At 61.5% G+C, this 21,245-nt stretch carries 19 protein-coding genes; 5 read left to right on the forward strand and 14 right to left on the reverse strand.

The annotated features are described in order from the left end of the window. Positions 1–69 precede the first annotated feature (69 nt). Positions 70–597 (reverse strand): hypothetical protein, encoded by a 528-nt coding sequence (locus VSP_RS41975; protein ID WP_198141326.1) that lies wholly within the window; start codon positions 595–597, stop codon positions 70–72. Positions 598–1,324: 727 nt separating this feature from the next. Here VSP_RS41975 and VSP_RS06075 point away from each other — a divergent pair. Then, positions 1,325–1,507, forward strand: a complete 183-nt coding sequence (locus VSP_RS06075; protein WP_156346420.1) for a hypothetical protein — start codon at positions 1,325–1,327, stop codon at positions 1,505–1,507. Positions 1,508–1,794: 287 nt separating this feature from the next. Here VSP_RS06075 and VSP_RS06080 read toward each other — a convergent pair whose 3' ends face one another. The 11 genes from VSP_RS06080 to VSP_RS06135 all read right to left on the reverse strand — a co-directional run bounded on the left by VSP_RS06080 (position 1,795) and on the right by VSP_RS06135 (position 8,303). Further along, positions 1,795–2,343 (reverse strand): hypothetical protein, encoded by a 549-nt coding sequence (locus VSP_RS06080; protein ID WP_009959426.1) that lies wholly within the window; start codon positions 2,341–2,343, stop codon positions 1,795–1,797. A gap of 92 nt (positions 2,344–2,435) precedes the next feature. Next, on the reverse strand, positions 2,436–3,128 hold the full coding sequence (locus tag VSP_RS06085) for a hypothetical protein (RefSeq protein ID WP_029190222.1): 693 nt from the start codon (positions 3,126–3,128) through the stop codon (positions 2,436–2,438). Positions 3,129–3,160: 32 nt separating this feature from the next. Continuing rightward, positions 3,161–3,709, reverse strand: coding sequence for a dihydrofolate reductase family protein (locus tag VSP_RS06090; protein WP_009959428.1), 549 nt, complete (start codon positions 3,707–3,709; stop codon positions 3,161–3,163). 89 nt (positions 3,710–3,798) lie between these two features. After that, entirely contained in the window at positions 3,799–4,218 is a 420-nt protein-coding gene (locus tag VSP_RS06095) for a hypothetical protein (RefSeq protein ID WP_009959429.1), read from the reverse strand. A 131-nt stretch (positions 4,219–4,349) separates the two neighbouring features. Next, positions 4,350–4,541: a hypothetical protein gene (locus VSP_RS06100; protein ID WP_009959431.1), complete on the reverse strand. Its 192-nt coding sequence runs from the start codon at positions 4,539–4,541 to the stop codon at positions 4,350–4,352. 138 nt (positions 4,542–4,679) lie between these two features. After that, positions 4,680–4,970 (reverse strand): hypothetical protein, encoded by a 291-nt coding sequence (locus VSP_RS41980; RefSeq protein WP_157210762.1) that lies wholly within the window; start codon positions 4,968–4,970, stop codon positions 4,680–4,682. A 394-nt stretch (positions 4,971–5,364) separates the two neighbouring features. Then, the gene (locus VSP_RS06115; RefSeq protein ID WP_009959435.1) at positions 5,365–5,733 is read right to left on the reverse strand and encodes an SMI1/KNR4 family protein; all 369 of its coding nucleotides are present in this window, start codon (positions 5,731–5,733) and stop codon (positions 5,365–5,367) included. Positions 5,734–5,834: 101 nt separating this feature from the next. After that, positions 5,835–6,305 carry a GNAT family N-acetyltransferase gene (locus tag VSP_RS40690; protein WP_198141327.1) on the reverse strand — a complete coding sequence of 157 codons (471 nt, stop codon included), beginning with the start codon at positions 6,303–6,305 and terminating at the stop codon, positions 5,835–5,837. Between the two features lie 665 nt (positions 6,306–6,970). After that, a complete protein-coding gene (locus VSP_RS06125) occupies positions 6,971–7,519 on the reverse strand; it encodes a hypothetical protein (protein WP_009959438.1) in 549 nt (182 codons plus the stop codon). Positions 7,520–7,554: 35 nt separating this feature from the next. Further along, complete coding sequence (locus VSP_RS06130) at positions 7,555–7,917, reverse strand: hypothetical protein (RefSeq protein ID WP_009959439.1); 363 nt, start codon at positions 7,915–7,917, stop codon at positions 7,555–7,557. A 59-nt stretch (positions 7,918–7,976) separates the two neighbouring features. Next, complete coding sequence (locus tag VSP_RS06135; RefSeq protein WP_156346422.1) at positions 7,977–8,303, reverse strand: hypothetical protein; 327 nt, start codon at positions 8,301–8,303, stop codon at positions 7,977–7,979. Between the two features lie 1,625 nt (positions 8,304–9,928). Here VSP_RS06135 and VSP_RS06140 point away from each other — a divergent pair. Continuing rightward, the gene (locus tag VSP_RS06140; protein WP_198141328.1) at positions 9,929–11,101 is read left to right on the forward strand and encodes a S24 family peptidase; all 1,173 of its coding nucleotides are present in this window, start codon (positions 9,929–9,931) and stop codon (positions 11,099–11,101) included. A gap of 657 nt (positions 11,102–11,758) precedes the next feature. On the opposite strand, the gene VSP_RS06145 is transcribed toward VSP_RS06140, so the two are convergent. Next, positions 11,759–12,058, reverse strand: a complete 300-nt coding sequence (locus tag VSP_RS06145) for a hypothetical protein (RefSeq protein ID WP_009959444.1) — start codon at positions 12,056–12,058, stop codon at positions 11,759–11,761. Between the two features lie 448 nt (positions 12,059–12,506). Between VSP_RS06145 and VSP_RS06150 the strand changes: the two genes are divergently transcribed. Genes VSP_RS06150 through VSP_RS06160 form a run of 3 tightly spaced genes read left to right on the forward strand, consistent with a single transcriptional unit; the run spans position 12,507 to position 18,162 of the window. Next, the gene (locus VSP_RS06150) at positions 12,507–13,712 is read left to right on the forward strand and encodes a metallophosphoesterase family protein (RefSeq protein WP_009959445.1); all 1,206 of its coding nucleotides are present in this window, start codon (positions 12,507–12,509) and stop codon (positions 13,710–13,712) included. Positions 13,713–13,727: 15 nt separating this feature from the next. Next, the gene (locus tag VSP_RS06155; RefSeq protein ID WP_009959446.1) at positions 13,728–16,490 is read left to right on the forward strand and encodes an AAA family ATPase; all 2,763 of its coding nucleotides are present in this window, start codon (positions 13,728–13,730) and stop codon (positions 16,488–16,490) included. 58 nt (positions 16,491–16,548) lie between these two features. Further along, entirely contained in the window at positions 16,549–18,162 is a 1,614-nt protein-coding gene (locus VSP_RS06160; RefSeq protein WP_009959447.1) for a PQQ-dependent sugar dehydrogenase, read from the forward strand. An 831-nt stretch (positions 18,163–18,993) separates the two neighbouring features. On the opposite strand, the gene VSP_RS06165 is transcribed toward VSP_RS06160, so the two are convergent. After that, positions 18,994–20,277, reverse strand: a complete 1,284-nt coding sequence (locus tag VSP_RS06165; protein WP_009959449.1) for an O-acetylhomoserine aminocarboxypropyltransferase/cysteine synthase family protein — start codon at positions 20,275–20,277, stop codon at positions 18,994–18,996. Between the last annotated feature and the right edge of the window lie 968 nt (positions 20,278–21,245).

Below are 21,245 nucleotides of genomic sequence, written 5' to 3' on the forward strand. Positions count from 1 at the left end.
AGGTGGTGGAAGTCAAGGTGCCAGCCGCCACCGTGGTTACATGGGCGGTTCAGTCAGAGTTCGATGCGCTCAGTGTCCGAACGGCGAGGGTTGTTTCGTGGTTTGCTCAAAATGATGGGGCTTGCAGAGGACGCTGAACTTCACTGCTCCGCGACTGCAACCGGGCTGTCTGCAGCGCTGGGTGTCATCTTCAGGGCCAAGGCTATCAAAGAATTCCCGTTGTTGTGCCAGGGTCGCCTCAGCCGATGCTTGTTTGAGTATTTGGAGCTCTTCTTGGGAAATGGGGGGGGCGTTGCCATCTTTCCAGGGCAACGACTGCATATCCTGAACTTGGCCGCGTGAGAGCTTGATCCAAAGCTGCAAAGCCTCCGCTCGGGAAATGGCTTCAAGATACTGTGGGCCTGTATCCATTGCCGAGTTGCTCAAGATGCAAGAGCCCCCTGAAAAAATAGATAGTGTCCAACCACTTTCATGCGTCAGCCATGCGTCAGGATGTTCGGGGTCTGGTACATCCAGTTCAGCGAGCACTTCACGCATCTTGCTTTCTGACGGGTCATCCACACAGTCTCCCCAGCGGCTTTGGACGAAGCAACTCATAGGCGATGTCATCTTTTGGCTTTCGACAAGCGGGTTGTTGGTTTGGAGTTCTTGGACAACACAAGAGTCATAGAGACCACGGACGTATCGTATTGATGTGTAGGCAGGATTGGCACTCGACCCCCGTCCTTTTGTACCTCGCGTAGACCCAGGCGCTTGCGTCTGTCATTTCGGTAAACGCGCCACCCAGTGAAATAAGCGTAATCAGTCCCAATGCGCCACCAAACACGACGTTGTAAGGTGCCGCAAGAAAAGTCCATGCAGCAGGGGCTGCAATGGCAGACAGCACGGCAAAGGAAAAGAACACTCCGGGCCGATGACTGAGCTCCAATCTCTTTTTGCAGTGCGAGCATTTCATGTGGTATGCGGAGTTGACTGACGACTTGACTCGGCCTTCGTTGATTGGAATGAATTGGCACTGCCAACGGCCGGTTTCTTCTTTCCTTCACCTCACCTGAGCGTGTCGGCGGCTGCTTCTAGCGTAGTCGGCTCGGGTGAACCAAACTGCCTCTGAGACGTGTTCAAGACCACGCAAGGCGGCTTCACAATTCGCCAACGCCCTTTCAAAAGGCGTCTCTCGCTGGAAGAGTCGGCGATGTAGCGCCCGGCGATCTTCGACCATTAGGAGCCATGGATCAGGATGCTGCAGCATGTGCCAGAATCGCCCCTCTGGACCCTGTGTCTCGAAGGACCAGCCGTAGAAGCTGTGCTGTGTGATCTCGGACACATGGTGGCCACTATCCCGCAGGCATCGAGCCAGGCTGTCCATGATATTTCGGCCAGCAGCAGGAACGACGCCGTTGCCGCCTTCTTCGACGCTGTCGTCGGGCAGACTCGACACAAAGGTAAAGTGATTGTGCAGCATGGCTTTGCTCAATCTATAAAGCCCAGTGCCGATGTCCAGATCTGACCGATTGGGACGATGGACTGCTATTGGGATGTGATGGCCTGGAGGGGGCGACATTCCTGACGCGTCTCCCGAATGCAGGCCCGTGGTTATCTCCTCATCTCCAGGTGGTGCTGACGGTTTGTAGAACTCCCTTGGAGTTCCAGCGCGTTCCCATCGATACCCAGGGTGGCGACCGCTTCGCGGTCTGATCCCGCGACTGCGGGACTGTTTTGTACCACGCCGTTGGCGTGGGAGTTTCTCCCTGCGAGATTTGACGCGGATGGGAGCAAGCTCCCCTAGGCAAACGATCAGCCGATCTTGTGCATATGGTATCGGGCGGTGTGGAAGGCGTCAGGTGTCGGATCGACTGAGGGGATGGATATGTCGTCCACCGACTCGAACGCAAGCTCAATGCCGAGTTGGACGCAGTCCTCCCGGAACTGGGCAAGTGCTTCGTCGTCGTGAATCACGAAGAACAGCGACTCAACGAAAGTCCCGCCGCAAAGTCGGAACTGCCCTTCAGTGTCGTATGAGACGAGAGGGCTCTTCGCAAGGGGTACGTGATTCGGCCCGCGCCAGTAGCCGATGTAGGTGTCGTCTTCCGTCCGCGCAATGAAGTTGATGAGCTCAAAGGTGTCGTCGATGGCGCGGACATTTGCCGAGATGTCTGGATCAGCCAGATCGGCTGCTGTGAGGTAGCTCTTGTCCGCCCACGGTTGCCAGGTGGCGTCTCCGCACACCTCTACGTTCAGGTCATGCAGCAGATCGTTGCCCACCGTGAGGAGCACGCGCAGATCCTCCGGGCAGGGCTCTCCGCCCAGACGATTCACGGTGACCGATTCAAGCAAGGTTGGCATTCTGATCGCGTGTGGGTTGGGTTTGGGTGAGATTGGTGCGTGCTCCATTTCTGCCACTGTCGCCCAGTGGCAACATCCTAGCCTCTCAGAGCCTAATAGAATTTCTTCGGCTCCTTGGGAGTCAGACCGGTGATTTTGAGCAGGTAGGTTCCCAGTCTCTTGTACGCATCAAAGTCCCGAATGTTGGGGGCGCTTTTGCCCTTCTCCCGAATCATCGAATTCAAATGGGGCACGTTGCGCAGTTCGAGTGAGACGCGTTTTCCTACGGACAAACGCTCGAAACACCACGTGGAGCCGTCTTTCACCAGCAAAGGGAAGGCCTGCTGTTCCGCCTGGGTCAGGGGCATCCAGAACACATTTCCTGCCGTCAGGCGGATCACCTGGGTCCACTCTTCGGGCTTGAGATATCGCGTCGTGTCTTCAGCGATCGGGCCTGGTCCGTACTCGATTGGCTTCTTCATGCGCACAGCCCTCATTTTGTAGCTCGAACCCGTGCGCCAGATCCGGATGGAGATGGGATCGTGAAACGATCTCAACCAGAAGAACCGGAGCGCAAACTCCTCTGAGTTGCTCTTGGTGGGAACCAACGAGGGCTCGGCCATGGCGGCCAGCCACTGATCCCCGTAGCTATCGTATTCGCGACCTGCCGGATCTTTCGGAGGATGGTAGGTATCATCCTCTTCGGCTTTGGCTTCGGCATGGGCAATCCCCATGGCCATGCCCGTCAACCATACCACGAGCGCGAAGATTGACCATGGGGACTTTCTTGGGTGATCCTTCATCATCGTACGGGTTGGTCGTTGTTCCTGGGCAATCCCTACCTTCTCGGCTCATACCGCATCGCCACCGCTCCAGACCGGAACTCCACCCGGTCCACGAGCTTCAAGTCGATCGACTTCGACAAGCCCGCGAACAACGTGGGGCCGTAGCCTGCCAGCTTGGGGTGGACGATGAACTCGTATTCGTCGATGAGATCCAGCTCCGCCAAGGCAAGCGGGAGCTTCACGCCCCCCACGAGCAGGCCCTTGCCCGGCTGCTGCTTGAGCTGCTGCACCGCCTCCCGCAAATCACCGCGTAGGAGCTCCGCGTTCCAATCCACCTGGTTCAAGGTGCTGGAGACGACATACTTCTTTGCCGAGTCGATCGTGTTTCGGAAGGATTCCATCCAGTCGGGCATCGCACCCGTCCATGCCGGTCGAAACGCGACCTCCATCATCTCATAGATCACCCGCCCAAAGAGGAGGGCGTCGGCCCGGTTGAGGTTCGCCACCGCGTGACGGTGCATTTCCTCGTCCGGCGCGATGCCGGCGTTGTGATCGCAGCACCCGTCCAGGGTGACGTTGATAGTGTAGCGGAGGGGTCGCATGGTGGGGGTGGGTGAGTGTGCCTGAGAGGGGTGGGGCGGCAGTGCTGCCTCCGGGAAAAAGCCGTGCTCAACGCCATCGGCTGCAGCGCCTACTGGGCGGGTTGAGCGAATGGGTCAGTAACGTCATCGATGGATTTGGCAATGACGAATCCTGCAAGCCCGATGGAAGAACTGATCTCCCAGGCACATAGCCCTTGCGCCTCAAGCTTGCGCTGATAGCTGGCAGGATCGGCGTAATCCCAGTGCTGTATTCCAAACTGGGTGGCCCAGAGTTGAATGCGGTCCCCATATTCTTGGAAGACTTGTGACAGTGGCATCTCAGTGATGTCGAGGATGATGGCACCGCGGGTATGGACAAAGTGGTAGAGCTCGACGCCCTGAAACCCGATGTGAGACTCCTCGCGCGGACACGACGGATAGTCATAGAGGAGATGCAGCACGATCTCGCTCCCGGACTTGCGCACATCATAGCCTGTTAGATGGAAGTCATGGTAACGCAATGCGCTCATTCTCCTGGTGTCAGAGTATTTTGAAATAACCACCAAATCGAATGACTGCGGGAGACCCGGCCCACGGGATGCGCTGATGCTGATCGCAATCGGGGCATGATGGCTGCCCTTTCACCCTTCAGCCTCAGCCCTCAGCCCGCAGCCCTCACACTCTTCCGGTACCCTGCCCAAGCAGAGCCATAGGCAACGCCGCCGGAAACCACGGCCGCGACGATGATGGCCACGATGAGGTCAGGCCGGGTCATGCCTGCCAGAGGGCAACCCAGGCCGGTCAGGGTCGTGCTGATGACGAACGGGAAAGTCGGGGCGATGAGGTGCTTCATAGGCGCGTAGGGGAAATGAGCCTGACGACCCCTATGATCAACGACTGCTCAGGCGTGGCAAGTGTGAAATTTGGGGTAGGGGACTATGGGGGGCGGGGGGGGGGGCGGTTGCAGCCTGCGCTTGGTTACGTGCGCAGTTCATTGGTGAATAAGTTGCCATTCTTGGTTGCCGCTCAATCGCTCGCGAAGGTTGTTGGATTTCACCTTTTGAGTTGGGCGGATGACGTGTGGGAAGGTGTCGAGAAGCCACCTGCCGAAGCGCATACTGAAAGCTTTGAGTGGGTCGGTCGACGAGGCAAAGTGGCTGAATTCTGCCACGAAGAGCTCTGGATGCTTACTCCTGAACTCTCGCTCGACAGTGTGGGAGTCGAAGCGATCGGCCTGGGCAGTGAGGATGGAAAGAACATGGTGAGCAGTGACGTAGTTCATTTGACCGTTGTGTGTCTGGTTAACTGTTCGAGTCCGGGCAGGACTCTTCCCCCCCCTGCTTAATACGGGGAAGCGGGCGTTTTCCACTGCGGTTTCTGGGAGAACGGTTGGTTTTGTTTCCGTTTCCCCACGCTCCCATCGTGATGGTTGGGTTGGTTTGTAATCAGCGGACACCATGCCGTGTTCGTTCTCGAGGTCTGGTTAGCTCCAGTCATCAGGTCCTGTCGTGTTATACAAGCCCGTCCATCCGGACGCCACAACTTCAAGACGGTCTTTCAAGCGCCTGATCTCGTCGCGCATCTCGAAGCCATGAAAACCAGTCGGTTCGTGCTTTGGGATGAGTGCCTGAATGCGGAAAACATCCCTCGCAGGGGCAAACGTGTGGCGCTCATGATCAGGCGTCTTCTGGTTGCGTCTCATCGAGGAATGCTGAAAACGATGGGAACTGCTCCCGGAACTCGTAGCCCTCCATGTAATGGATCTGTCCAAATCTGCCGTCAGAAACATCGATGTAGAGGTAACCGCCCAACAGATTCCCACCGATATGCATCAGCGACTTTTCCGGAATGCCAATCCGCTTCTGATCGTCATTCTGCAAAATGTCATCAGCGGTCAGAAGGGAATCGACGACACCTGAGCGGGGCGGGAGGAAAAGCCGGGCGTGATCGAGGAAGCTATCGCGATGATCCACCAGAAAACTCCGATAGTCCTCTGGCAGGCGAATCCCCAGTCGTTTTTCAAGTTCCAGAACAGGCTCGTACATGTGTTGGCAGTGGTGATTAACGACCCAAACTCCGGGACCCGGCCCTCGGGAAGCCACGATGGCAATAGCAGCCAGATGGCCGGGTACGCTGCAGCGCATGGTCAGGCGTTGCGATCATGTTTGATGAAGCGTCGACAGTCGAGTTGGTAGCCGAGATGCTCGTAGAAAGCATGTGCGTCCGGACGATGGTCGCCGCTGGTAACCTCGATGCGGGCGCATCCATGTGCCCGGGCAAACTCTTCGGCAGCCGCCACAAGCAACCGACCGATGCCGCGCTGGCGAAAAGTGGGCGCTACAACCAGGCTCGTGATGCGACCAAGGAATCCATCGGCATGAAACAATGGGATGCAATGAAAAGAGGCAACGCCAGCAATACGTTGCGTTGAGGCGGCAACGAAAACGGCGGTGGTGGCAGAAGCCTCGCAATCGATGATGCGTTGCGCAACGCTCGCGACTGGCGAGGGATAGCCAAGGGTCGCGAGCAATTCAGCGACGGCGGGAGCATCGTCCGGCTGCGCGCTCCGAATCACGGCTGGTAATGTTTCAGGTGGGTGGTCGGTGATTGCTTTCACAAGAGACGAGTGACGCCTGCCGAATAATTATGCCAATGAACCCCTGTCCACCCCGGCCATCGGCCGTTACGCAGACAGCGGCAGCTCCGGGGATGTTCAGGGTAGATCTGGTTGGGAAACTGACACAGGGGCAATTTTTGTCACGGAGTTCCTCTATCTGTGAGGGGGGGAGTAGGGGTGTGAGTAGCATCCAATTGGGGTGTGATGCCCATGGGTGACATCCGTCTCCCGTCTGATTGGGCGGGTCGGAACGTATGAGGGCGAGGAGGGAGGCTTCTGCAACAGGCGATGCTCCAACTGAACCGGCGGGACGCCGGTAGCACGCCCCGGCTGGAAGCCGGTGTTACGGGCGAACAATCCGGACCGCGCTTTTACAAACGCAGCCACGAGCGCCTCTGCCGCAGTTGTTCGTAGTACAAACTTTAGTTTGCTCAGGACGCGCAACCCCTGATCGACTGAGGCAAACTGAAGTTTGAACTACAAACAGCTTCGGGCAGGCTGAAGCCTGTGCTCACTACAGCTCCCGCGCCCCACCACCTTGACGCACCGACGCACCGACGCACCGACGCACCTGCGCACCTGCGCACTGGGCCGAAGGCACCTTGCCAGAGAATCTGCGCCGCCCAGGAGGGGTGCGCTGCGGTGCACTTGTTCGGTCTTGCTGCTCACTTGTTTGCGCCATACCGCTTTACCTCCTCCGAAAGCTTTTTCACCGTCTTCTTCTGGAGTTCCACCTGCACAACAGCCGTTCCTTCATAGCCGTTGTCACCCGCTTTGCCCGCGTGTGGTCCGCTGATCTTCAGGTGCAGGATGTGGCCCGCCTTCCAAGCAACCGGATAGATCCAAGGATTGTCTTCTCCTGCAGCAATCTCGGGCATCGGGATCTGTTGAAAGCCTTTGCCGTCCCAAGCGAAAAGGCAGGTCCGAAACAGCTTTGAATATCCGGCTGAAATCGCGAGAATACGCGAGTCCGGGCTCCATCTAAGGTGCTCAGGATAGAATTCAAGAATGTCGGTTCCGTCGATTCTCGGTGGGGAGGAGAAAAGGATCTTCTCCTCCTTGCCTCTAATCTCCAATCGCTTCGTGTTCGTGTTGGCCACCTTGGCGACGGTCACGCGGAATTCACCATCTGGAGATGCCGTGCGGGCGGCTTCCGGCACATCTTCCGCGAAGAGCGATACTGTCAGAGCAAGGATTGCAAGCAGTTTGATCATGTAGTTACTTCAACAAGTGACTGTGCCAATACTTTCTATGCATCCCGGTCGTCGAGGCAAACATCAATAGGAACAACACCATCCTTCGTCTTAATGAAATCGCCAGGCGTTACATTCCTGGCAAAAATCCCATCCACGCGTCGCCAATCATTCAAGGTTACTTGTGAAAAGCCAAAGCTTTGCATGCACTCGGTCATTTCCTCAGTGGATGGGTGAGGCGAAGAGGGGTCGGCAGCTTCGCGCCATGGTTGAGAAGTAATGACAATACTTCCATCAGTAAGGTAGCCAGGGCGTGTCGCTTTGATTGCCCTGTTGCGCTCCGTGTCTTTCCACACCAAGTGTTTGGAGCCGACGTAAAGCGGCTCTCCATACTTGTTAAAAACCTCTTCTATTGTCATGGAATCGACCTTAAATTGGTTCTTCTGTTCTCTCGAAGACTGACGGTTGTAGCGCTTGGTCAGGAGCCTTGGAGTTCATGGCAGATACGGTCGAATCGCTCGAAGTACTGACGTTGGAGTGCGGCAGTCGCGAGTGAAAAAGATTCGTGGGTGAAGGGAAGGGACAGCTCTGCCGCAAGCTGCGCTCCCTCGCGTTTAAAGCTGGGATAGAGATCGCGGGCGGTGGCGAGGTCTCCGGCGTTGCGCATGCCATAGTCCGCAACCCAGAGGCAGTAGATCAGGCGCTCACGTGCCGTAAGGCCGCTAACACCAGTGCTGGCCTTTTTCTCGATGACGGCGTCACCGGCATCAATAATCCACGTCTCATGGTCGTACGATGTCTTCATGTTACTAATGCTCCCAAGGTTTGCGATAGCCGGAGCGTTCGTGGCAGGGAAAGGTTGCGCAGACAGGGGCTGCATTCCGGTGGCCCCGCGTGTGGCATGGGTTGAGAATCTTGCACCTGGTCTTGTTTTGTCACGAGTTTTTGCGACCGGGTTGCCCCGCACGCATTCGTTGGCCTTCATGCGGCTGGGGATGAGAATATTGCTTCCTGTTTGATGAGGCTGATGAACCATCAGTCCAGCCCCCGCAGGCTGAAGCCCTGTGCTCCTTAAAGCTCCCGCCCCCAACACCTTGACGCACTGCCCACTGGCGCACCGACGCACTGGGGCCGAAGGCCTGACCGCGTTTTTACAAACGCAGCTACGAGAGCCAATGCATCAACGCATCCCGCCGCGTTTTTTCCGCCTGCCGCCCCGCGCCCTCAGCCTCCGCAGGCTGAAGCCTGTACTCCGTCCAACTCCGGATCCAACACCTTGACGCACTGCCCACCGACGCACCGACGCACTGGCGCCGAAGGCCTGACCGCGTTTTTACAAACGCAGCTACGAGAGCCAATGCATCAACGCATCCCGCCGCGTTTTTTTCCGCCTGCCGCCCCGCGCCCTCAGCCTCCGCAGGCTGAAGCCCTATACTCCGTCCAACTCCGGATCCAACACCTTGACGCACTGCCCACCGACGCACTGGGGTCGAAGGCCTGACCGCGTTTTTACAAACGCAGCTACGAGAGCCAATGCATCAACGCGTCCCGCCGCGTTTTTTTCCGCCTGCCGCCCCGCGCCCTCAGCCTCCGCAGGCTGAAGCCCTATACTCCGTCCAACTCCGGATCCAACACCTTGACGGACTGACGGACTGACGCACTGACGGACTGACGCACTGACGCACTGACGCACTGACGCACTGACGCACTGACGCACTGACGCACTGACGCACTGACGCACTGACGCACTGACGCACTGACGCACTGACGCACTGACGCACTGACGCACTGACGCACTGACGCACTGACGCACTGACGCACTGACGCACTGCCCACTGCCCACTGCCCACTGCCCACTGCCCACTGCCCACTGCCCACTGCCCACTGCCCACTGCCCACTGCCCACTGCCCACTGCCCACTGCCCACTGCCCACTGCCCACTGCCCACTGCCCACTGCCCACTGCCCACTGCCCACTGCCCACTGCCCACTGCCCACTGCCCACTGCCCACTGCCCACTGCCCACTGCCCACTGCCCACTGCCCACTGCCCACTGCCCACTGCCCACTGACGCACTGCCCACTGACGCACCGACGCACTGCCCACTGACGCACTGCCCACTGCCCACTGCCCACTGACGCACCGACGCACCGACGCACCGACGCACCGACGCACCGACGCACCGACGCACTGCCCACTGGCGCACCTACGCCAAACTGGTCAAAAAAGAGCCCTTTTTGGTCTAAATATCACAAATTCTTGTCCAATAGGCACAAGAAAAACTATCCATTTGGCTAGATGATTCATTGTGCGGTACCGTGAGGCATGAGGTAATCCCTTATGCGTCTCTTGGATCGGACTTATGCCAGCTTCCATCGTCATGACCTCTGCGCCCCGTTCCCTCCGGCTGACACCCCACCAACGCCAGACCATGGCTGCACTGGCTGAGAAGCTGGACTCGGCGCAGGAGCACGCCACCGTCGTCCTCACCGAGACGGAGGAGATGCTTTCCAAGCGGGCCAAGGCCATCCTCATGATGGAGTCTGGCCGGGATCGTGGAGAGATCTGCCGCGAGCTCAAGCTGGGCAACTCTGAGCTCACCCGGGTGCGGCATCGCTTCCTCCTGCTCGGCCTTTCCGGCCTTCACGATGTCAGTTCCCAGCCTTCGTATCGCCCCACTGCGACCGGGATGATCAGCCGGACGGTGGCCCCTGTTTTGACTCCACCCCGGCCCGTGACGGCAGCGGTTCACCCGCCTGCCGCCCCAGTGGGCCACAGTCCCATTCAAGCTCCTCCCTCGACACCCATGCCCCACCTCCGCTCCGACAAAATGAATGCCGCCAATGCGGCCGGGCGTTTCCAAGCCTTGCGGGCGCTACTGGGCATCAGCCGCCCGCAACTGGCCCAGTGGCTGGGAGTCACGCGCCAGTACATCACCAAGATCGAGGGAGGCATGCCCCCCTCCAAGCCCGTGATGCTGCTGGTGGAGCGGCTGGAAGAGGAGGCTCGCCAGAATGCCGACCTCAACGGAAAGCCCCGGGATGTGGAGCCAGTGTCCCGCGGTTTCGCCATCGCCGGTGCAGCCCTGGAAACCCTCTCCCGTGCGCAAATTGCCTCCCTGCAAAACTCCGGCGGCGCCCATGCTGCTCAGCCCACGCGCCTGACACCCCGTGCCAGCGGTGTGCAGGTGGAGGCCCCCGTCTTTTCCGCCCGCTCTGTCCCGTTGCTGGCCATGCATGAGGCCGCGGATCTGCCCACCCCTGCTGTGGCCGCCCATCATGGGCGTCAGCATCTCGCCTTTGTGGTGGAGGATGAGCAGGCCTTTGCCGTCCGCATCAACGGCGAAGCCATGGCCCCGCATTATCCTGAGGGCTGCATCGCCATCATCTGCCCCGGCCTCCCCAGCCGCAATGGCGACCTCGTCCTCGCGCGTCTCAGAGACGAGCGCGGTGGTGGCACCATCCTCCGCCTCGTCCACTTCATCCAGGACGGCGAGAGCCTCGTCCTCACCAGCACCCACGCCGCGTATCCGCCGCTCACAGTGCAGAAGGAGGACCTGCTGTGGCTGGCTCCGGTGACCGTGAGCTTGCGGCATTTGAGGTAGGAAGTTCTTCGTTCTTGGTTCTTGGTTCTTGATTGAGCCTGATTTCTCCACCAGCCCTGGCGCGAGCCTTTACACGGAGTTTGGATGTCCTCTCCCCCTGCTCCCAGGCAACAGACAGGCAACAGACAGGCAACAGCGTGACCGCTCGTCTGAGGTCCAGAGGATGTCCGCAGCAGGGTTGGAGTACCGCCTTTAGGCGGAATCAGTCGCCAGAGCTGGGCGTGGCCACCAATCTCTATCACTTCCGCTCCACCCACCACACCCTCCGTACACTTTCCGTCAGTCGAGGTGCCTCCTCGCGTCACCTTCAGCCCAAGCGCCCAATACCCCGCCTAAAGGCGGAACTCCAACCCCGGTGCGATCTCTTTCAGGCAGCAGGGATACGTCATCGCGTTGCTCACGTTTCCTCATTCCTGCCGGGCACACTCGTCCTTGCTCCCAGAAAGCAAACCACAGAAGCTTCAGATGGTGCCTGCCAAGGAAACTGGGGGGAAGCATAGACTGACAGGCTTCAGATGGCCTCTGCCTGGGAAGCTCGGGGAGCGCACGCATCCTGCGTGCTGTTTGCAGCCTCTTGCCGCGAACGTCAGTCTCGCAGGTTCCTTGGCAGGCCCTAGCTGGAGCTTCTACGGTATCTCCACGCCCACCCACCTCCACCTACTCTGAGTCTGCCAGTTTCAACAGCCATTTTTCAAACGATGTCGCCTGCATCCGGCAATTGCGCCTGATATGATCCGCGACAAAAACAGGAGTCATCGGTATGTCCAGGTCGAAAAACACTTCGTTGCCAGCGCGATCAAGCGCGAAGACAAAGAAGACGCTTTCGAGCGGCCGTCCCAGCCAGCTCTTGCTCCTCCGGCGCATGTTTTCGGAAATGAGCTGGTCAGCATCCAGGAAAAGGCCGGGCAATTGATGACTCCATTTTGAGAGAATGAACCGCCGATAGTCCGGCGGCATGCGGATGCCCAAGGTAACCAGCGTTATAGTCTGATCTAACTCCCCACATCATTCGCGCCGTGGTTGGAGTTCCGCCTTTAGGCGGGTCAATGGACATCGTGCCCACGACTCTCTCCTCAGCCCCCGCTTGAATGACTCTGGGCCTGCAAGTCCTGAGCTTCCACTGATTCCGCCTAAAGGCGGTACTCCAACCCCGGCCCGATCCTTTACAGAAAGCACCTTCACTTCACCCCGCTGCTCTCATCTTGCCCAGAACGCTGGGTGGATGGGCACCTTCCAAACAACATCTCCCCACCCACCACCCCAACCAAGAACCAAGAACCAAGAACCCACTTGCGACCCACCCCTGACCCACCTACCACTTACCTTTTACCGCTCACCGCTCACCGCTCACCGCTCACCGCTCACCGCTCACCGCTCACCGCTCACCGCTCACCTCCCACCGAAAATGCCGACCTTCCTCCACACCGCCGACTGGCAACTGGGCAAGCCCTTTGCCCGGGTGGAGGATGATGCCAAGCGTGCTTTGCTCCAGCAGGAGCGGATCGAGGTGCTCCGGCGCATCGGCACCCTGGCGCGGGAGCGCAAGGCCGCGTTCATCCTCGTGGCGGGGGATCTCTTTGACTCCACCACGCCCTCCAAGTCCACCGTCGCGGCCGCATGCAGCGCCATCCGGGAGATGGGCGTGCCGGTGTATGCCATCCCCGGGAACCACGACCATGGCGGCGTGGGCAGTGTGTGGACCCAGCCCTTCTTTGAGCTCACGCGGCAACAGCTCGCGCCGAATCTGCACCTCCTCCTCGAACCCCGTCCCATCGAGCTGGACTCGGCCATCCTCCTCCCGTGCCCGCTGCTGCGCCGTCATGAGGTGACCGACCCCACCGCGTGGTTGCGCAATCCCGAGCTCACAGACTCCCTGCCCGCCGACAAGCCGCGCATCGTCCTTGCGCATGGCAGCATCCAGGGCTTTGGCTCGCAGGAGGACGATGACGAACTGGGGGCCGGCTCCGGGACTGCCGCGGGCATCGCCAATTTCCTCGATCTCACCCGCCTGCCTGCCGGATCCTGCGACTACCTCGCGCTGGGTGACTGGCATGGGATGAAGGAAATTACGCCCGGTGCCTGGTACGCGGGCACACCGGAGCGCGACCGCTTCCCCAAAGGGGAGGGCAATCAGCCCGGTCACGTCCTCTGCGTCACCGTGGAGCGCGGCTCTGCCCCGGTGGTGGAGCCAGTGGCCACTGCCCGCTTCGGCTGGCATCAGATCGAGCAGGAATTTCGCGATGACTCCGACCTGGAGGCCTGCGCCGCGCGGGTGGAGGAGCTGCTCGCCGGACGTTCCGGGGCGGACCTGTTGAGGCTCGAACTCCGCGGCCGTCTCGGCATGGACGCCATGACCCGGCTGGAGACCCTGCTGGAGCTCTGGCAGTCCCGGCTGCTACGGCTGAAGCTCAGCAACCAGACCCGGCTGGCCCCCTCCGACGCGGAGGTGGAGGCGCTGACCCGCCGCGCGGGTGATCCGCTCATCTCCCGCGTGGCCATGCGTCTCGTCGCCCGGGCCGCAGGCGCGGATGAGAACGCGGCCGCCGTGGCCCGCATCGCCCTGCGGGAGCTCCACGCACAGACTGCCGGGATGCCCCGTGCACTTTCCTGAAACCCATCCCCCTGCATGCGCTTCAAGTCCATCACCGTCCGCAACTACCGGGTCCACCGGGAGGTGACGGTCCCGCTGGACCCGATGCTGAACGTGATCGGCGGCCCCAATGAGGCGGGCAAGAGCACGCTGCTGGAGGCCGCGCGTTATGCCCTCTTCCTCAGGGCCAGGGGCGGCGGCGAGACGCAGCGGAGCATGCACTCCCTCACCCACCCAGGCGGGCATCCGGAGGTGGAGATCGAGTTCGAGATCGCCGGCACGGACTACCGTCTGGCCAAGCGCTTCAGCGGGGCCAGCGGCACGGCCGTGCTCACCCAGGCCGGCGGCAGCACCTGGCAGGCGGAGGAGGCCGAGGAAAAACTCAGCGCGCTCCTCGGCGTGGAGATCATCAGCGGGCGGGGTGCGGGCGAGAAAGTCGAGCAGCAGTGGGCGCACCTCCTCGTCAGCCAGGGGCGCTCCGGCAGCTCGCCCGTGGAGTATGCCAATGCCCAGCGGGATCAGTTGTTCACCCGTCTGCAGTCGCTCGGTGGCGCGGCCGTCATGCAGTCAGAGACGGATGCTGCCGTGGCCGGTCGTTTCCGCGATCTGGTGGAGGAATGGTTCACCAAAAACGGAGAGCCCCGGGTGGGCTCAGACTTCGGTCGCGCCGATATCGCGGTGAAGCAGGCAGAAGAGGCCGCCACGCAGGCCGCCGCCCAGTTGCGCAAGCTGGAGGAGGCCGCACAGCAGCACCAGCAGGCGGAGGCCGTGCTGGCCAGCGCGAAGCCGGAGCTGGAACGTCTCCGCTCAGAACTGCAGGCCGTGACCCAGCAGCTCAGCCGGGTGAAAGAGCTGCAGCAGCGGCAATCGACCCAGCAGACCGCGGTGCTGCATGCCGCCACCACCCACGAAAATCTGCAAAAAGGCGAGAGCGAGATCGAGCAGCTCCGCACTCAGGTGGCCCAGCTCCGCGAGGCCATGACCCCACGGGAGCAGGCCCTGGCCACGCTGAAGGCGCGGGTCGAGGAAACTCAGAAACTGGCGCAAGATCGCGAGAGCGAGCGCCACAAGCTGGATGCCACCCTGCGGGAGGCCCGCCTGCGTGCGGACGCCGCCCGCACCCAGATGGAGTGGCTCGAGAAATCCCAGGCCCTGGAGGCCCTCCGCCAGCGCATGGAGCAGGTGCGGACCCTCGCCGCCCGGCAGAAGGAGGAGGAGCAGGCCCTGGCCCGCCTGCCGCAGGTGGATGCCGCGAAGCTCAAGTCCCTGCGCAAGCTGGAGACAGACTGGATGCAGGCCGACGCCGCGCTCCAGGCCATGGCCACAGGCATCGAGGTGCTCGCCAGTGACCAGCCCATCCACCTCGGCGGCACGCCGCTCGCTCCGGGTGAGACGCGAGTTGTTTCCTCAGACGCGGAGCTGGGCATCGGCTCCGGCGTGAAGCTGCGCATCCATCCCGGCGGGGGCAGCTCCCTGGTGCAGGCCCAGCAGCGGAGGGAGAAGGCCCGCGCCGCCCTGCAGGATGACCTCGATCAATCCGGCCTGGATTCCGTGCAGGCCGCGGTGGAGGTCGCCACCCAGCGCCAGTTGAAGGAGGGCGGGATCGGCGCGCTCAAGGCGCAACTCGACGGACTCGGCGCTGGCAAAATAGGCCGCGAACTGGCCGCCGCCGAGCAGGAGGAAGCCCGCGTGCTGGCCGAACTGGAGCGCCGTCGGGCCGCGTGCTCGGATCTGCCCACTGTGGCCGATCTGGCCGGGGCCCGCGCCTTGACCGCGACCACCGGAGCCACCCTGCGCGAGCTGGAGATTCAGGAAACCACCCTCAAGGGCGTGCTGGATGCCAGCAGCCGCGCCGCGCGTGAGGCCGCCACCCAGCATGACAGGCAGCACCAGGCGCACCAGGCAGAGAAGGACCAGCTCACCACCCGCGAGGCCCAGCTCGCCCAGATGGTGAAGATGCACGGCGATGACGCCGAGCGCACCGCGAGACTACAGGAGGCCCTCACGCACCGCCGCGAGTTCGAGGAGCAACTCGCCCGCACCCAGCGGGAACTCACCGCCCTCCAGCCAGATTTGCTCGCCGGGGATGAGCTGCGGCTCAAGCGCTCCATTAAAATCAAGGATGAAGCTGTCAGTCAGGCTGCTATCGACCAAGGTGCAAGCCTGCAAATCCTCCGCAGTGAGGGCACCCTGGACCCCCACGCCGCCATGGCCGTGGCCGATGCCCGGCTCACCGAGGCCCGGCGCCAGCGCGAGCACGCCCGGCGTCGCAGCCAGGCCGTGCAGCTCCTGCATGAGCTCTTTCAGGAGGAGCAGAGCTCCCTTGCCAGGCAGTTCACCCAGCCGCTTGCGGAGAAGGTCTCCGGCTACCTCCAGTGCCTCTTCGGCCCGGAAACCACGGTGCAGGTGAAGCTCGGCGCGGACAACAAGTTCGAGGGGCTGGAGATCGTCCGCCCGGATCGCCAAAGCGGCGCGCTGGGCTTCGATGTCCTCAGCGGCGGCGCGCGCGAGCAGGTCGCCGCGGCTCTGCGTCTCGCCATGGCCGAGGTCCTCGCTGCCGGGCAGCCGGACAAGTGCCTCCCGCTGGTCTTCGATGACGCCTTTGCCTACTCGGATCCCGGCCGGGTGCGGACCCTTCAGCGCATGCTGGACCTGGCCGCCACGCGCGGACTCCAGGTCATCGTGCTCACGTGCAATCCGGCGGATTACGCGACCCTCGGCGCCCGGGAGTTCCGGCTGCCAGAGCCCACCCGGACCGCTTCTGTGCCACTGGCACCCATTGAGTCAACCTCGACATAGGGATAGGTAAGTCCTGCTTGTCGGCCGGGGTGGCTGTGCTCTATCCTGCCCCCGCCGAATGAACTTCCCCCGCCCGCTGTCCCGCCTCGCACTTGCCGCATTCCTGACCTGGCCGTTGCTGGCCTCCGGAGGCGCGCCTGCTCCTGATGGAGGCGAGCTCTACCGGCAGCACTGCGCCATCTGCCACGGAGCCGAGGGGCAGGGGATCCCCGGCGTCTTCCCGCCGCTCGCCGGTTCCGACTTCCTGGAACATCAACGCGAGCGCGCGCTTAAGGCCCCGCTGGAGGGCCTCTTTGGCAAGATCACCGTGAACGGCCGCGAGTACCAGGGCGGCATGCCCCCCGTGATTCTGCAGGACGAGCAGATCGCCTCCGTCTTCGCCCATGTCTATGGCTCCTGGGGGAACAAAGGGGCCGCCCCCACAGTGGCGGAGATCAAGACCCTGCGCAGCCAGAGCAAGTACCCCACGTATGAGGCCCTCGTGGCCTCCATGGTGAGCAGCCAGCTTCCTGCCGCGCCCCAGGGCTGGACGCTCAAGGTCGCCGCGGAGTTCAGCTTCTCCCCCGTACGCCTCGCCACGCACCCGGACGGCGCGCACGTCCTCATCCTCGCCCAGAACGGCGACATCTGGCAGTGGAAGGTCGGCACGCAGGAGCAGAAACTGTTGTTTCCTCGGGACACGTACTTCGATCTCGCGCTGGGCGATGTCCTCGCCCTCGGCCTCACCGTGGACAAAGAGGGCCGCCTCTACGTCACCAGCAACCAGTGCAACAAGAAGAAGACCCCCGTGGCCAATGAGGTCACCGTCTTCCGCACGGGGGCGTGGGCTGCGGAGAAGGGCTGGACCAGGCCCGAGCCCTGGCTGCGCGTCACGTACCCCTTTGGCATCGGACCCTACAACCACGGTGTCTCCCACATCGCCCAGGGGCCCGACGGCATGATGTACATCAACAGTGGTGCCCGCACTGATGGCGGCGAGCCCGGGAAGCAGCCCAACTACGACACCGGCGGCGAAAACGAACTCACCGCCTGCATGTGGCGCGTGGACCCCACCCAGGACAAGCCGCAGGTGGAGGTGATCGCCCGCGGCCTGCGCAACAGCTTCGGCTTCTGCTGGGATGACGAAGGCCGCATGATCGCCACCGAGAACGGCCCCGATGCCGAAGCCCCGGAGGAGCTCAATGTCATCGAACCCGGCCAGCACTACGGCTTCCCCTACCAGTTTGCCGACTGGACCGAAAAGGCCTATCCCCACACCCCCGACCTCCCCGCCGGGATCGTCGTGAAGCAGCCCCTCCGCAATCTTGGCCCCGATGCCGGCGGCAGCGCGGAGAAGGGAAAGAGCCTCTCAACCTTCGACCCCCACTCCTGCCCCAGCGGCATCGTCTGGCTCGGCAAGGACTGGCCCGCCCCCCTGGGAGGTAGTTTCCTCGCCGCCCGGTTTGGGAATCTCATCAAAGCCGATGCCGGGTATGACGTCCTCCAGATGCGCCCAGACTTCGAAGCCGGCACCACCAGCGTGAAACGCCTGCTCGCTCCGCTGGGCAGGCCTATTGATCTGCTGAAACTCCCCGGGCACCGCTTGTTGATCGCGGAGTACTGCCGCGGGACGAATCTGGCAGCAGGGATCGGGACCCCCGGGCGAGTGTTGGCGCTGGAGCCAGTTCGGTAAGTGGTAAGTGGTAAGTGGTAAGTGGTAAGTGGTAAGGGGTAAGGGGTAAGTGGTAAGGGGTAAGGGGTGGAAATGCATTCAAGCAACGCGGAGACGTCCGCAGCAGGGTTGGAGTACCGACTTTAGTCGGCGTATTGGGAAGCTGTACGGAGTTCAAACTTTAGTTTGCTTCAGTCCGTCCTGGGCTGCCCTGACCGCCTAAAGGCGGAACTCCAACCCAGCTGTGAACCTCCAACGAAGACAAACCATCCCATTACGCCGCTCAAGCTTCAGGAAACGGTGAACAGCGCCAAACACGCGCCGAAATCACCCTCAACATCCGCGCCGTGGTTGGAGTTCCGCCTTTAGGCGGGTCAATCGGCATCGTGCCCATGACATCCTCCTCCGCCCCTGACCCTGAATGACACGAGCTTCCAATACGCCGACTAAAGTCGGTACTCCAACCCCGGTGCGAACCTCCAACAAAGATTTGGCAACCTATCTCGCTGCTCAAGTTTCAGGAAACCGCGAGCAGGGCGCTCACGCTCCCAATCCACCTTCACCATCCGCACCGGTGTTGGAGTACCGACTTCAGTCGGCTCAGGGAAGCTCCACCACTTACCATTTACCATTCACCTCTTACCAGAGGTAAACCTCCGCCGCGTGCAGCGTCTCCTCCTTCTTCCGGGCCTGGAGCGCCTGTAGTTCGTGGTAATACGAGTCCGGAAGCCGCCAGGTGTTGGCATACGTGGGTGGACTGGATATCCTCCAGCCACCCACCTCCCAAAGACCTCAGGTCTTCAGGTCTTCTGTCTTTGGTCTTCCAGTCTTCTGTCTCCCGCGTAGCGGGGCTCACACCGCATCCAGAGCCTGGTCGATGTCGGCCAGGATGTCATCGATGTGCTCGATGCCCACGGAGAGCCGCACCAGATCCGGTGTGATGCCGCCCGCGCGCTGCTGCTCCTCATTGAGCTGCGAGTGCGTGGTGGAGGCCGGGTGGATGGCCAGGCTCTTGGCATCGCCCACATTCGCCAGGTGGGAGAAGAGCTTCAGACTTTCCACGAACTTCTGGCCCGCCGCGCGACCGCCGCGGATGCCAAAGACCACCATGGAGCCGCCCTTGCCGCGCAGGTACTTCTGGTTGAGCTCGAAGTGCGAATCATCATGCAGCCCGGGGTAGCGCACCCACTCCACCTTCGGGTGGGACTTCAGGTGCTCCGCCACGGAGAGTGAGTTCTGGCAGTGCCGCTCCATGCGCAGCGGCAGCGTCTCGATGCCCTGGAGGAAGAACCACGAGTTGTCCGGAGAGATGGCCGCGCCCAGGTTCCGCAGCGGCACCGTGCGCGCCCGCAGAATGTAGGCCAGCGGGGCCAGCGGCTCCGGCAGGTCATGCCCCCAGCGCAGGCCGTGGTAGCTGGTGTCCGGCTCGTCAAAGAGGGGATGCTTGCCGGTGTTCCACTTGAACCGGCCGCTGTCCACAATGATGCCGCCGATGCCCGTGCCGTGCCCGCCGAACCACTTGGTCAGCGAGTGCACCACAATGTCCGCCCCATGGTCAAACGGCTTCGTGAGGTACGGGGTGGAGAAAGTTGCGTCCACAATCAACGGCAACCCATGGGCATGGGCCACTTCTGCCACCTTCTCCAGATCCGTGATCTCCAGCGCGGGGTTGGAGACGGATTCCACAAAGACCGCCCGGGTTTTGGAGTCAACCGCCGCAGCGATCTCCTCCACCTTGTTCGAGTCCACAAACTTCACCTGAATGCCCAGCGCGGGCAGGATGTTGCTGAACTGCGTGTAGGTCCCGCCGTACAGGTTCCGCGCGCTGATGATGTTGTCACCCGCCTGGGCGAGGTTGATGATGGCGTAGAACACCGCACTGGTGCCCGAGGCCACGCCCAGCGCGCTGAGCGGGTGCGAGCCCTCCAGCAGAGCCACGCGCTTCTCCAGCACATCCGTGGTGGGGTTCATCAGCCGGGTGTAGATATTGCCCAGCTCCTTCAACGCGAAGAGATTCGCCGCATGCTCGGAGGATTTGAAGACGTAGGAGCTCGTCCGGTAGATCGGCACCGCGCGGGCCAGGGTGACGGGATCCGGCTCATGGCCGCCGTGGAGGCAGAGGGTTTCAAGTTTCATAGATGAGGAAGATGCATTCATTTTTGCACAGCCCGCTATATCGCTAGAGATCCGGCGGAATGTCAAGCCGCGCTCCTGCCCAAGTGGTTTCTCCCGCAGGACGGTGCGGCACTGCTCGAAACGGCAAGTGGTGAAGCGGTGAATGGTGAGGGGTAGGTGGTGGAGGGAGGCGGAGTCGGAGTACCGGGGGTGACGGGGTGCGTCGTGGGCACGATGGTGAGTGACCCGCCTAAAGGCGGAACTCCAACCACGGCGCTAACATCGATGGGATTTTTGATGTCCCTCTCGCTGCTCACGATGGCACTTCAGCAGGGTTGAAGCGTCTTCTGCTTACTGTTGAGGTACGCACCAGGGTTGGAGTTCCGCCTTTAGGCGGGTCAATCGACATAGTGCCCATGACGCCCTCTTTCACCTCTCCCATACGCCGCCTAAAGGCGGTACTCCAACCCAGGCACGAACCTCCTCAAGAAGCGAGGAAACGCATCGCCCCTGTTGAAGTCAAAACCCAAGCAGCGCGTCGGACATGCGCTCGCCACAGCACATCCGAGCCGGGGTTGGAGTACCGACTTTAGTCGGCTCAGTCCAAGCTGTGCGTAGCTCAACCTAAAGTTTGAACTACAAACAGAGCCTCGCAGGCCGGGGCTCAGGCTTGAAGTTTGACGGTTGAATTTTGAAGTTTGCCCTTTCTTCCCCATCGCCTCCTTTCTCCAAGGCCCATCCGCAAGCCCTCGAACCCGGAGGGTTCACTATGAATAGCCATGGGTCAAGTGAGCGGAGCGAGTGCAACCCATGGACCCCACGGTCGATGCTTCTACCGCGGAGCGGTAGGCCCATTGGGTTCAAGTTGTTGACGACGTGTTTCACGGGAAGGGTGTTGCAGGGCTGGCTCCGCGATGGGCCTACCGCTCCGCGGTAGAGTGCCCAGTTGGCTGTTCCATGGGTAGGCCTCGTCACCTCGGCCGACCCAT

Source organism: Verrucomicrobium spinosum DSM 4136 = JCM 18804, assembly GCF_000172155.1.
GTDB classification, from domain to species: Bacteria; Verrucomicrobiota; Verrucomicrobiia; order Verrucomicrobiales; family Verrucomicrobiaceae; genus Verrucomicrobium; species Verrucomicrobium spinosum.